This is a genomic window from Novosphingobium umbonatum (assembly GCF_004005905.1).
Taxonomy (GTDB): Bacteria; Pseudomonadota; Alphaproteobacteria; order Sphingomonadales; family Sphingomonadaceae; genus Novosphingobium; species Novosphingobium umbonatum.
Genome location: NZ_SACO01000006.1, coordinates 1 through 13,158 on the forward strand (window position 1 = coordinate 1; position 13,158 = coordinate 13,158).

Genomic DNA, 13,158 nt, shown 5'->3' on the forward strand with positions numbered 1-13,158 from the left:
CTGGGTCCTTCCTTTGGGCTTGGTGCTGATGACAGTCGATTTTGGCTGGCGCATCTTCCGATGGGCACGTCCAAAACGCGCGCCCTCCGAGGAAACTCCTACGTAGATAATTTGTCCACGCCGCCTAACTAATTACAAATATTAATCCCGGCCACTGATGAAAAAAGGCGGCAGGATCGCTCCCGCCGCCCCTTTCTTTCACCGCACATGAGATCAATGCGCCGCGCTGGTATCAATCGGCCCCTTGGGCTTGGGCGCGAACCAGATGATCAGGGCCGAAGCCACGAAGCACACCGCAATCGTGGTGAAAATATGCATCGTGGCCACCATCACGCTCTGCCCCTGCACAATACGGTCCAGCGTGGCGACGGCGCTTTCCATGCTCTGCCCCATCGAGGTCAGGCTATCCAAGGCCTGCTGGCCCATCGGCATGGCACCGGCCATGGCGGTCTGGGCGCGGGTTGCCTCGTTTTCCCAACTGGTCTGCACCAGCGATGTGGCAAAGGCGCCAAACAATGTGCGGCTGAAATTGGACAGGCCCGCCGCATTGGCTTCCTCACCCGGTGCCACGCTGGCCATGGCCAGGCCGATGGTGGGGACAAAGAACATCACCATGCAAGGACCGGTTAGCAAAGTAGGGATCGCCAATTGCAGGAAGGTCACATCGCTGTTGAACCCTGCCCGCCAATAGGCCAGCCCGCCCAGCCCCAGAATGCCGGTGAAGATGATCTTGCGCGGGTCCATCTTGGCCGCCAATTGCCCTACCACCGGCGCGGAGAGCACGGCAAAGATGCCCATCATCCCCGTGGCATAACCAGCCCATGTAGCGGTGTAGCCCAGATTTTGCTGGAGCCACAAAGGCAGGATCACAATTTGGGCAAAAAAGGCACCAAAGCCCAAAGAATAGGTGATGGTCGTGGCGGTAAAGCCGCGATGGCGGAAGATGCGCAGATCGACGATGGGGTTCTTCTCGGTCAATTCCCAGATCAGGAAAGCGACAAAGCCCAGCGCGGCAATGATACCCAAGCCGCGAATTTCCGCCGAGGCGAACCAGTCATGGTTGCGCCCTTCGTCCAGCATGATCTGCAAAGCGCCGACCCAGACCACCAGCAGGCCAAGGCCCACCATGTCGATCGGGGCCTTGACCAGTTCGTCCTTGCGACCACGCAGCATCACAATCAGCAACAGGCCACCCACCAGCGCGAAGGGCACGCTGATGAAGAAGATCGATTCCCAGCCCACATTGTCGCACAAAGTGCCACCCAGCACCGGCCCGACAATCGGCCCGATCAGCGTGGTCATCGCCCAGATCACCGTGCCCAGCACCTGCTTTTCAGGCGGCAGGATCCGCATCATCAACGTCTGCGCCAAGGGCATGATCGGCCCGCCACACAGGCCCAAAGCCACGCGGCACGCCACCAACATGCCCAGCGACATCGACAGGCCGCACAGCATCGAAAGCACCGCAAAGCCCAGATAGCACAGGATGAACACCCTCTGCGCGCCAAAGCGGGAGGAGAGCCAGCCCGTCAGCGGCACCGTAATCGCCTCGGCCACCGCATAGGAGGTGATCACCCAGCTGCCCTGCGAGGCGGAAACGCCCAGCGAACCGGCAATGGTCGGCACCGAAACATTGGCGATGGTGGTGTCCAGCACCACCAGAAAATTACCCAGCGCAATCAGCAGCACCACCAGCCACAACTGCGCCCCTTCCAAAGGCCGGTCAGGGGAGGTGGTGGCGATCATTTGGACACGTCAATGTCGGCGTTCATCGACAGGCCAACGCGCAAGGGGTGAGCGGCCAGCTCCTTGGGGTCCAGCGCGACACGCACCGGCAGACGCTGCACCACCTTGATCCAGTTGCCCGTGGCATTCTGTGCGGGCACCACGGCAAAGGCCGCGCCCGTGCCGCCCGAGAAGCCCACCACCGTGCCATGATAAGTGACCGAGGAGCCATAAAGGTCGCTGGTCAGCGTAACGGCCTGACCGGGACGCACCTTGGACAGCTGCACTTCCTTGTAATTGGCATCGACATAGGCGGCCTGCACCGGCACCACCGCCATCAGGCTCTTGCCCGGTTCGGCGCGCTGGCCGACCTGCGCGCTGCGGCGGGCAATCACGCCGTCAAAGGGCGCGCGGATCACGGTGCGTTCCAGATCCACCTTGGCCTGATCGCGGGCGGCGCGGGCGGCCAGCACTTCGGGGTTGGTTTCGGTGGTGGTGTTTTCGATCATCACGCGGTTGGCATCACGCGTGCCAGCGGCAGCGGCGCGATTGGCAGCCGCCAGCGCGACAGCCGCCTGCGCCGCGCGCAGATTAGCATTGGCAGTGGCAAAGGCGCTGCGAGCCAGCGTCAATTCCTCACCCGACACCGAACCGGAAGCGGCCAGAGCCTCACGACGCTTCAAATCCACGCCCGCCTTCTCCACATCGGCGCGGGCCGAGGCGAGCGAAGCGGTGGCGCGGGTTTCATCGGCGGCGCGGGCCGCGATTTGCGCGGCAAGGCCATTGTCGGTGGCCGACAGACCACGCACACGGCGCTCGGTCAGCGCCAGATTGGCTTCGGCGCGGGCCAGTGCGATACGCGCATCGGTATCGTCCAGACGCACCAGCACATCGCCCTGCTTGACGGCCTGGGTATCGCTGACCAGCACTTCGCGGATCGGCGCGGTCACTTGCGCGCTCACCTGCGCCACATCGGCGCCGACATAGGCATTGTCGGTTTCCACATGAGCCGATGCGTAAAAGGCATCATAAGCGCCATAGGCAACGGCCAGCGCGGCAACACAGGCACCAAAGCGCAGGAACAACTTCTTGCGCTTGGCGGCGTTGGCGGCATCTTCTTCCGAGGTGAAGTTTTCGACCACGGTTTCCACATCATGCTCGTGGATACGGGTAATGGTGGACATAGCGGGGGACTCCTTCAGGCTTGGAAGCCGCCACCGAGCGCGCGCACCAGCGCAACGTCGAGGGCAAAAGCACGGGTTTTCAGGGCAGCGGTGGCGCGGCGGGCGGCAATCAGCGAATCTTCGGCCACCAGCACATCCAGAACGGTGGCAAGGCCGCCGCGATAGCGGTTGTTGGCCACGGTCCATGCCGCTTGCGCCGCGCTTTCGGCCTCTTGCGCGCTGGCAAGGCGGCGGGTCAGCTCGCGGCGGCTGGTGGTGGCATCGGCAATCTCGTTCAAGGCATGGACCAGCGTGCCATCATATTGCGCCACGGCGGCGGCATAATTGGCCTCTGCCCCGCGTTTGCGGGCGCGCAACTGGCCGCCGTTAAAAATGGGCAGGTTGATGGCAGGGCCGACCTGTCCATAGTCCGAACCCGATTTGGTCAGGTTGGACAGGCCGAGCGATTGCAGACCGATCACTGCGGACAGGTTGATATTGGGATAGAAAGCGGCCTGCGCGATGCGGATTTGCTGCGCATAGCTTTCGGCATGGGCGCGGGCAGCCACCACATCGGGGCGGCGGCCCAGCAATTGGGCGGGAATGTCGCTCGGCAGGCCGGGGCTGGCCAGACCGGTCACCGCAGGGCGCGCGATCGACAGGCCGCGATCGGGCCCAGCGCCCATCAGCGCGGCCAGACGATGGCGGGCCAGGGCAATCTGTTCATCAACACCGGCCAAATCGCCCTGTTCGCTGGCCAGATTGGCGCGGGCGCGGGCGACGGCACCGTCATTTTCCAGCCCCTGATCGCGGCGCTGTTCGATCAGCGCCAGTGTGCGGGCGCGGATCTTGGCGGCATCATTGGCGGCATCCTGTTCGGCATAAAGACCGGCCAGATCGGCATAGGCCGCCGCAATGCCGGTCGATACGGCCAAACGCGCAGCCGCTGCTTCGGCTGCCGAGGCGCTGGTTTCGGCATGGGCAGCACGCAGAGAAGCCCGCGCCTTGCCCCAGAAGTCCACTTCCCAATTGAGGCTGAGCGTAGCCAGCCCCGTCTCACGCCAGCCCTTGGGGGCAAAGGCGGCGGGGAACAGGTAATTGTAGCTCTGCTTGGCATTGCCCGCACTGGCCGAGGCGGTCAGGCTGGGCAATGTGCCGCCGCGCACTTCGGACACTTGCGCCATGGCGCCAGCATAGCGCGCCTCGGCCACGCGCAGGTCGGTCGCGCCCTTCAACCCCTCGGCAATCAGCGCGGAAAGCTGCGCATCGCCATAGGCCTGCCACCAGCCATCACCCGGCCATGCACCTTGCGGCGCGGTCAGGCTTTGGCTGGCGGCCAGCGATTGGGGAGCCTTGGGCGCCAGGGACGTCGGGACGGACGTTTGGGGGGTAGCGCCCAAGGCAGACGTGGCCATCAGCGCCCCTGCCAGAACGGACAGGGTTGCCATGGCGGGCCACGTCGGGGGGAGGAAGCGACTCATCAGTTCACCTTCAAAACCATACTGAACGGTTCAGTTATCGATTTTGCTGGACGCGTCAAGCAAAAACTGTACAGTCCGGTTTAGATAAGAGAGGGTGAAATGCGCTTCAAATGCGACCTTCGCCGCAAGGCCATCTTGGACGCGGCAACAGCACTGTTTCGGGAACTGGGCTTTGAACGATGCAGCATGTCCCAGATTTCGGCGCGCGTGGGCGGGTCAAAAGCCACGCTTTACAGTTACTTCCAGTCCAAGGACGAATTGTTCGCCGCCGCCATGGTCGATGCCATGCACGAACAGGGCGAAGCCATGCTCGAATTGCTGGACCCGACCGAAAGCGATGTGGCCAAGGTACTGGAGCGATTCGGCAATGCCTATCTGAACTTTGTGACCGGTGGCTCCTGCCTCAACAATGTGCGTACCGCGATGCAGGCCAGTTCGGACAGCGCGCTAGGCCCCTCGCTGTACAAGCTGGGCCCGAAAAAGGGTTGGGAAGACATCGCCCATTACATGGCCGAGGTGATGCAGCGCGGCGGTTTACGGCGCGATGATCCGCATATGGCCGCACTGATGCTCAAAGGCATGCTGGAATCGGCGGTGGTCTATCCGATGATGTTTGGCGCCGAACCCGAATATGCCACACCGATTTGGGTGGAACGCGTGGTCTGCGCCTTCATGCGCGCCTATGGCCCCGATAGTGAGGCGGACGATCCGGCAAAGCTTAACATCATGGACGCGGCGGTCACCGACTGATAAGGCCCAAATACCGCCAGCTTTCCGATCCAAGCGCTGGCGGCTGAGAGACTCATCGTGCTTTCGCTTTGATCCGGAGCACGATTGCCATGGGCGACTATCCACTTCCCCGCGACGGGTTGGCCTTTACCCCGCCCAGCGCCAGCGCTTTGGCCGCCTTGCAACAGGCGCAGGCCAATTTGCGTGACGGGTGCCAATTCCTGATCCGCGACGGACAGGCCCATGCTGATGCCCACACCGCTATCACGCGCCCTACCCCCGCCTATCCCCCCGCTTTCAACCAGCGCCGCGCGGGCAATGCCCTGCGCGAACTCGACCGGATGCTGGCGATCATGCTGGAGGCCTGCGCCTGGGTGTTGGGCGCCAGCGCGCATCAACTGGACGTGTGGGACCATTGGCAGGACACATCGGGCAAGCTGCGGCGGATCGAGGCGATCACCCGCCAGACCAGCCATGGCACACGGCGCCTGCATGCCATCGCCCGCCTGCGCCGCCACTATGCGGCCGAGAGCAAAGGCCTGCCGCAAGCCACGCTGATGCGCGATTGGGCCTGCGCGCTGGACGGGGCCGACATGGCTCTGCCCGATACCCATGCGTCTTGGGGGCAATTGGCCAAAGGGCTGGGCGTGATTGCGAACTTTTATCTGGGTTTGAGCGAAAGGCTCGCTGACCGCATTCTGGGCTAGATCCTGATCTCGCGCCATTCCCCCGGCGCGATACCCTCCAACGTCCAATCGCCAATCTGCCAACGCACCAAACGCAGAGTCGGCAGGCCCACCGCCGCCGTCATACGCCGCACCTGCCGGTTGCGCCCTTCACGGATGGTCAGTTTCAGCCAGCCATCGGGCACGCTCTTGCGGAAACGCACCGGCGGGTCACGATCCCACAGGGCGGGCGGATCCATCGCCTCCACCTGCGCGGGCAAGGTCATGCCATCCTTGAGCATCACCCCCCGCCGCAGCGCGTCGAGCGCCTCGTCACGCGCCTCGCCCTCCACCTGCACTAGATAGGTCTTGGCCATTTTGAAACGCGGATCGGCGATGCGCGCCTGTAGCCGCCCGTCATCGCATAGCAACAGCAACCCCTCGCTATCACGGTCCAACCGGCCAGCGGGATAGACGCCCTTCACATCGACATAATCGGACAGGGTGGAGCGCGGCGCATCCATGCTGCTGTCGGTGAATTGCGAAAGCGTGCCATAGGGTTTGTTGAGCAGGATCAGCCGCGCCATAAATGCCTTGCAGGATGGTGGGGGCCTTATGGCCGGAAAGGGGCTTTCGGCTCATAGCCCGCCGCGCGGCCCGCAATCAAGCGCACAGCAAAAAGGGCGCTCGGTACAAGACCGTAGCGAGGCAATCCTCATTCGGTCAAACCTAAGCGCCCTTGATTGTCAGCCTCGGCAGAACCGTAAGGATCGGAAAGAACCCTCGGTAAAGCCCGTAAGCGTCCGGTGAGGCGCTATTAGGGTTAACTTCCCTAACGAATGGTTAACGGCGCGGTAAAAATTACGCATCTGCGCTTAAGCGCACTTGCGGGGGTGGCGGCAGGGACTCGTTAATGTTTCGCACAAAAAAGCCCGCCGGTCCGGATCGGACAGGCGGGCCTTTTGTTTCAAGCAGATGCGGCGATCAATCGCTGCCCACCCGTTCGATATCGGCGCCCAGCAGCGCGAATTTTTCCTCCAACCGCTCATAACCACGGTCGAGGTGGTACAGGCGGTGGACAGTGGTGACGCCTTCGGCGGCCAAACCGGCAATCACCAGACTCATCGAGGCGCGCAAATCGGTGGCCATCACTTCGGCACCATTGAGGCCCGCCACGCCATGGACAATCGCGGTGCGGCCCTTGGTTTCGATGCGCGCGCCCATGCGGGTCAATTCGGGCACATGCATATAGCGGTTTTCAAAAATGGTTTCGGTCAACACGCTGGTGCCTTCCGCGCGGGTCAACAGCGCCATCAACTGCGCCTGCATATCGGTGGCGAAACCGGGATAGGGCGCGGTAGACAGGGTCACGGGGCGCAAGGGCCCTTGCGCCGCCACGAAAAGGCCCGAAGGACGGTCCTCCACAAACACGCCCGCCTCGCGCAGGGCGGCCACGGTGGCATCCATTTCGTTCATCCGCGCGCCGCGCAATTCAACCTCGCCACCGGTGATGGCGGCGGCGCAGGCATAGCTGCCCGCTTCGATACGGTCGGGCATCACCTGATAGGTGGCGCCATGCAGGCGGTTCACGCCATGAATGGTCAGGTCCGAAGTGCCAATGCCCTCGATCTGGCCCCCCATCGCCACCAGCAGGTTGCACAGGTCCACAATTTCCGGCTCACGCGCGGCATTATGCAGGCGGCAGGTGCCCTTGGCCAGAACGGCGGCCATCAGCGCATTTTCGGTCGCCCCCACCGACACCACGGGGAAAGTATAAGTGCCGCCGGGCAAGCCGCCATCGGGCGCCACAGCGCGCACATAGCCAGCGGCCAGCTCGATTTGCGCGCCAAACGCTTCCAGCGCCTTCAAATGCAGGTCGATCGGACGGTTGCCAATCGCGCAGCCACCCGGCAGCGAAACGGTCGCCTCACCCGCACGGCCCAGCAAGGGACCCAACACCAGAATCGAGGCGCGCATCTTGCGCACCAGTTCATAAGGCGCGGTGGTGCTGGTTAAACGCGTGGCTTGCAGCGTCATCACCCGCCCGAAATCCTCGGGTCGCGTACCGGCAATGCTGGTGGAAACGCCAAACTGGTTCAACAGATGCTGAAACCCGTCTACGTCGGCCAAACGCGGCAGGTTACGCAACGTTAGGGGCTCTTCGGTTAAAAGAGCGCAAGGCAGCAGGGTCAAAGCGGAATTTTTTGCACCGGAGACAGGGATTGATCCAGAAAGCCTGCGGCCGCCACGAATGATGATTTTGTCCATATCTACCGTTTAAGAGCCAAACTGCCCCTCTGCAATGGGCGAAAATCGTGTGCATTGGCAATTTGTCGCAATTTCATACGTTTAAATCTTGCTTGTCTCGTAATCTTAAGGTTTAACACCACTGAAACCCCAAAATGATAGTAGGTTGACCATGAGCGATGCCAACATAATCAAGCCTGTACGCAAAGCCGTGTTCCCCGTGGCCGGCCTCGGTACCCGATTCCTTCCCGCCACCAAGGCGATTCCGAAGGAGATGTTGCCCATCGTTGATCGCCCTTTGATCCAATATGCGGTGGACGAAGCGCGCGAGGCAGGCATCGAACAGCTGGTTTTTGTAACCGGCCGCGGCAAGACCGCCATTGTGGAACATTTTGACACGGCCTACGAACTGGAATCGACCATGTCGGGCCGTGGCAAGAATCTGGACGTGCTGGACGCCACCCGCATTCAACCGGGCAATCTGGTCACCGTGCGCCAACAGGTGCCGATGGGTCTGGGCCATGCCATCTGGTGTGCGCGTGCCGTGATCGGCGACGAGCCTTTCGCCATTTTCCTGCCCGATGAATTGATGATCGGCGCACCGGGCTGCATGAAGCAGATGGTTGATGCCTATAACAAGGTCGGCGGCAATCTGGTTTCCGTGCTGGAAGTGCCGCAGGAAGAGGTTTCCTCCTATGGCGTGATCGATCCGGGCTATGCAGAAGGCAATCTGACGCAGGTCAAGGGTCTGGTCGAAAAGCCCAAGGTGGAAGTGGCTCCGTCAAACAAGATCATTTCGGGCCGCTATATCCTGCAACCCGAAGTGCTGGACGTGCTGGAAAATCAGGAAAAAGGCGCTGGCGGCGAAATCCAGCTGACCGATGCCATGGCCCAGATGATCGGCAAGCAGCCGTTCCACGCCGTGACCTTTGAAGGCAAGCGTTACGATTGCGGTTCCAAGACCGGCTTTGTCGAAGCCACTTTGGCACTGGCCCTGCAACGCCCCGATATGGCCGATGAAGTGCGCGAAATGGCGCTGCGTCTGCTGGGCGTGCGCGAAATCGCCTGATCGGCGCCGCCATCAAAAGGGCGCTTCGGAACCAACCGGAGCGCCCTTTTTGCTGCCCTATTGCCTTTTGTAGCGCACCATCGCGGGCGGCAATTGGTTCGCGCCCAGCATCAGCCGACCGCCCTGCCAATCGCGCACAAACACCGCATTGCTGTTCGCGCCCGCCGCCAGCCGCAAACTATTGCCCTCGATCACCAGCCCGTCCGAAACATGGTCGCGGCTTTCGGCGGCCACCGCGATGATCGTGCTGCCATTTTCCTTATGCGCGCCCTGCACCATCCAATTGCCGCTGATCCTGCCGGTGGCACCCGCTGGCAAATCGATCAGATAGTTTGACGCCCGCCCCGCCGTATCGTCGATCACATTGTCGCGGATATCGACCTTGGCCGAACGGGTCTTGATATAATGCCCGCCGTCGCCCGCCTCGAACCGGCTGTTGGTGATGGTCACCTTGTCGTAAAAACCGATATAGACCGAATGGGCGCAGGCCAGCCCGCGATCACAACGCCCCAAATGGGTGAAGGTCGAACGGTCGATGATGATCTGCCCCTTGGCATCATTGCCCGCCAGAATGCCTTCCTCGCTGTTGCGGAACCAGCTTTGGCTAACCAGCAGGTTCCCCTGCTCCAGCCGGATGCCCGCACCATTGCCATCCTGCGTGCCATAGTTGGAAAAGATCAGCCCCTCCACCCGCGCCGAACGGCCGCGCAGCACCAAGGCGGCCTTGCTTTCGCATAGCTGGCTTTGCAGCACGCTTTTACCCAGCGTAGCGGCCGCGTAAGTCACATTGCCCGAGGTCTGCACCCCGCAATCGCGCCAGGTGCCCTCGGCAATGCGGATCGTGGCGCTGCGGTCGCCAATGGCGTTGAGCGCGGCCTGCAAACGGTCGAACCTTTGCCCGCTTTCGACCACCAGATAGGGTTTGGATGTTTGAGCCTGTGCAGGACCGGCAGCGATCAGGGCGAGCGGGATTAGAGCGCGTTTCATAGGCCCAAACCCTTAAGCCTTGCGCGTTAATTTTCGCCCAAGGCCCATCGCCCATTCCACCACGGCCACCAGCCAGCGCGCCTGCGCACAATTGTCGCAATTCCCGCAGGTCAGCGGCGGCACCTCGCCGAAATAGCGCCGCAAATGCGCACGGCGACACCCCCAAGTGCCGATCAACCGCTCCATCGCCGCCCAGCGCAGCCGGTCCACCCCTGCCCTTGGGCCGCTGGCCTGCGCGATGCGGGCGCGGGAGGCCTTACGCTCCTTGGCCGACCACAGCATCAGCGCCAAAGCGGGCGCCCCGTCGCGTCCGGCCCGCCCCGTTTCCTGATAATAGGCCTCGATCGATCGCGGCAGGCCCAGATGGATGATGAAGCGCACATCGCCCTTGTCCACCCCCATGCCAAAGGCGATCGTGGCCACCATCACCGCGTTGGAGCTGGCGTAGAAGGCGCGCTGGCTGGCCTGCCTTTGCTCTGCCCCCATCCCCGCGTGATAGGCCAAGATCCGCCGCCCACAGTTTTGCAGGGCCTGCGCCACCTGCTCCACCTGTCGGCGGGTGGGGGCATAGATGATACCTGCACCGCGCTGCTCGCGCAGCACATCTGCCACTTGCGCCTGCCAATGGCGGCGCTGGCGGATGGCATAATGGATATTTGGCCGGTCAAAATCCGACAGCAGCATTCCATCGGGGGGCAGGGCAAAATGGGTGAGGATATCCTCCCTTGTATAGTTATCCGCCGTGGCGGTCAGCGCCAGCACCGGCGCTGGATGCGCGTCGAGCAAGGGGCGCAAGCAGCGGTAATCGGGGCGGAAATCATGGCCCCATTCGGACACGCAATGGGCCTCATCAATCGCGAAAAGGCAGATTTTGACCGAGGCCAACAGGGCGGCAAAATCCTCCCGCGCCGCCCTTTCCGGCGCGACATAGAGCAGGTCCAGCGCGCCAGCCTGTAGGCGACGAATCACCTCGGCGCGATTATCCTCCGCGCTGGTTAGACAGGCCGCGCGCAGCCCATGGGTCTGTGCGGCGCGCATCTGGTCCTGCATCAGGGCGATCAACGGGCTGATCACCAGCGCGACCCCGTCCAGCAGCACGGCGGGCAATTGATAGGTCAGCGATTTGCCGCCCCCTGTGGGCATCACCGCCAAAGTGGATTGCCCCACCAGCATGCGCTCGACCACCGCGCGCTGCCCTTCGCGAAAATCCTGATGGCCGAAATGCTGCTGCAAGGCGGCCCTCAGCTCAGGCATGATCGGTAATCACCTTCAGGAAAGCATCGCCATAGGCCTCCAGCTTGCGCGCGCCCACGCCGGAAATCTGCGCCATGGCGTCCAGCGACAAGGGCCGGTCGCTGGCCATTTGCCGCAAGGTGGCATCGTTGAAGATGACATAGGGCGGCACCTTGTTCTCCGCCGCCAGATCGCGGCGCAGGCCGCGCAAAGCCTCGAACAGGGGATCGCCACTGGGGTTGGGCGCCGCGCCGCCGCCACGCTTGCGCGCGGTCTTTTCTCTGGTGGGCGGCTGCGCCATCATCATCGCCGCCTCGCCTTTCAGGATCGCGCGGGCGTCCCCTGCCAGTTGCAAACCGCCATGCTCGGTGCCTTCCAAAGCGCCCCGCGCCTGCAAGGCCCGCGCAAGGGGGCGCAGCAAAACCGCTTCCTCCGCCGAAACAATGCCAAACACCGACAGGGCGGCATGGCCCCGCTCGCGCACCCGATCATCCTCCACGCCGGTCAAAACTTGCGTCACATAGCCCAGCCCGAAACGCTGCCCCGTGCGATAGACGCCCGACAGCAATTTCTGCGCCAGCAGGGTCACATCGATCACCGCAGGGGGCGACAGGCAGTTGTCGCAATTGCCGCAAGTCTGGGGCGCCTCCTCGCCAAAATGGCGGCGCAGCAGGGCGCGGCGGCAACCGGCGCTTTCCACCAAGGCGGCCATGGAATCGAGTCGCTGGCGCTCGCCTGCCTGCCTTTCGGGCTCCACTTCGCCCACTCTCTGCCGCGCGCGGACGAAATCCTCCGCCCCCCACAGCATCATCGCCACCGCCGGATCGCCATCGCGCCCCGCGCGGCCGGTTTCCTGATAATAGGCCTCGATGCTTTTGGGCAGGCCGGCATGGGCGACAAAGCGCACGTCAGGCTTGTCGATACCCATGCCAAAGGCGATGGTCGCCACCATCACCATCTCTTCGCTGGCCACAAAGGCCGCCTGATGCGCGGCGCGCTGTTCGGGCGGCAGGCCCGCGTGATAGGGCAGGCAGGGCCGCCCCGTAGCAGCCAATTGCTCGGCCAGCTTTTCCACCCCTGCGCGCGTTCCGGCATAGACAATCCCCGGACCGGGGTTATCGGCCATCAACCGCTTGATCTGCGCCAGAGGATTGTCGCGCGCGGCAATGCGATATTGGATATTGGGTCGGTCAAAGCCCGAAACGATCAGGCCCTCATCGGGAATGCCCAATTGCTCCAGAATATCGGCCCGCGTATGCGCATCCGCCGTCGCCGTCAGCGCCAGACGGGACACATAGGGCATGGCATCCATCAAGGGGCGCAACAGGCGATAATCGGGGCGGAAATCATGGCCCCATTGCGACACGCAATGCGCTTCATCAATGGCGAAAAGGCTGATGTCGGCCTGTTCCAGCAGCTCGCGGAAATGGGGCTGGCTGGCCCTTTCGGGCGCGACATAGAGCAGGTCCAGCTCGCCCGCCTGCAAGGCCGCGATGGTGGCGCCGCGGTCCATGTCGGCGCTGGTCAGGCTGGCGGCACGGATGCCATTGGCATGGGCGCTGCGCAATTGATCATGCATCAGCGCGATCAGGGGGCTGACCACCACACAGGTTCCTGCCATCATCACCGCCGGCAATTGATAGGTCAGCGATTTGCCCGCCCCCGTGGGCATCACCGCCAAGGTGGATTGCCGCGAGAGCACCCGCTCCACCACCTGTTGCTGCACCCCGCGAAAAGCGGGAAAACCGAAAGTGGCGCGCAGGGCTGATAGGGGATCAGGATGAATAAGGGTGCTGGTCTGCATCATGCCAGCTATGCCAGATTATGCGCCCAAAGCAAAAGCCCCGCGCCTTGGCAAA

Annotated in this window: 11 protein-coding genes; 3 read left to right on the forward strand and 8 right to left on the reverse strand. The window is 62.9% G+C overall.

The annotated features are described in order from the left end of the window. Positions 1–213: 213 nt before the first annotated feature. Genes EOE18_RS09305 through EOE18_RS09315 form a run of 3 tightly spaced genes read right to left on the reverse strand, consistent with a single transcriptional unit; the run spans position 214 to position 4,369 of the window. A complete protein-coding gene (locus EOE18_RS09305; protein WP_127708779.1) occupies positions 214–1,746 on the reverse strand; it encodes a DHA2 family efflux MFS transporter permease subunit in 1,533 nt (510 codons plus the stop codon). Further along, entirely contained in the window at positions 1,743–2,909 is a 1,167-nt protein-coding gene (locus EOE18_RS09310; protein ID WP_127708781.1) for an HlyD family secretion protein, read from the reverse strand. The genes EOE18_RS09305 and EOE18_RS09310 overlap by 4 nt, the downstream gene beginning before the upstream one ends. 14 nt (positions 2,910–2,923) lie before the next feature. After that, a complete protein-coding gene (locus EOE18_RS09315; RefSeq protein ID WP_164852718.1) occupies positions 2,924–4,369 on the reverse strand; it encodes an efflux transporter outer membrane subunit in 1,446 nt (481 codons plus the stop codon). Positions 4,370–4,468: 99 nt separating this feature from the next. Between EOE18_RS09315 and EOE18_RS09320 the strand changes: the two genes are divergently transcribed. Next, positions 4,469–5,119, forward strand: a complete 651-nt coding sequence (locus EOE18_RS09320; protein WP_127708783.1) for a TetR/AcrR family transcriptional regulator — start codon at positions 4,469–4,471, stop codon at positions 5,117–5,119. Between the two features lie 89 nt (positions 5,120–5,208). Further along, complete coding sequence (locus tag EOE18_RS09325; protein WP_127708785.1) at positions 5,209–5,805, forward strand: hypothetical protein; 597 nt, start codon at positions 5,209–5,211, stop codon at positions 5,803–5,805. Here the strand turns inward: EOE18_RS09325 and EOE18_RS09330 are convergent. Together EOE18_RS09330 and murA are read right to left on the reverse strand one after the other, a co-directional pair. Continuing rightward, positions 5,802–6,350: a pseudouridine synthase gene (locus EOE18_RS09330; RefSeq protein WP_127708787.1), complete on the reverse strand. Its 549-nt coding sequence runs from the start codon at positions 6,348–6,350 to the stop codon at positions 5,802–5,804. The two genes, EOE18_RS09325 and EOE18_RS09330, sit on opposite strands and share 4 nt — an antisense overlap. A gap of 397 nt (positions 6,351–6,747) precedes the next feature. After that, positions 6,748–8,031, reverse strand: a complete 1,284-nt coding sequence (murA, locus tag EOE18_RS09335) for a UDP-N-acetylglucosamine 1-carboxyvinyltransferase (RefSeq protein WP_127708789.1) — start codon at positions 8,029–8,031, stop codon at positions 6,748–6,750. Positions 8,032–8,182: 151 nt separating this feature from the next. Between murA and galU the strand changes: the two genes are divergently transcribed. Continuing rightward, on the forward strand, positions 8,183–9,079 hold the full coding sequence (gene galU, locus EOE18_RS09340; protein WP_127708791.1) for a UTP--glucose-1-phosphate uridylyltransferase GalU: 897 nt from the start codon (positions 8,183–8,185) through the stop codon (positions 9,077–9,079). Positions 9,080–9,136: 57 nt separating this feature from the next. Here the strand turns inward: galU and EOE18_RS09345 are convergent, their stop codons facing one another. From EOE18_RS09345 to recQ, 3 genes are read right to left on the reverse strand one after another with little or no spacing between them, the layout of a single operon-like run. Next, complete coding sequence (locus tag EOE18_RS09345) at positions 9,137–10,066, reverse strand: right-handed parallel beta-helix repeat-containing protein (protein WP_127708793.1); 930 nt, start codon at positions 10,064–10,066, stop codon at positions 9,137–9,139. Positions 10,067–10,078: 12 nt separating this feature from the next. Then, the gene (locus EOE18_RS09350) at positions 10,079–11,320 is read right to left on the reverse strand and encodes a RecQ family ATP-dependent DNA helicase (RefSeq protein WP_246027359.1); all 1,242 of its coding nucleotides are present in this window, start codon (positions 11,318–11,320) and stop codon (positions 10,079–10,081) included. Beyond that, on the reverse strand, positions 11,313–13,106 hold the full coding sequence (gene recQ, locus EOE18_RS09355; protein ID WP_425464290.1) for a DNA helicase RecQ: 1,794 nt from the start codon (positions 13,104–13,106) through the stop codon (positions 11,313–11,315). The genes EOE18_RS09350 and recQ overlap by 8 nt, the downstream gene beginning before the upstream one ends. Positions 13,107–13,158 lie beyond the last annotated feature (52 nt).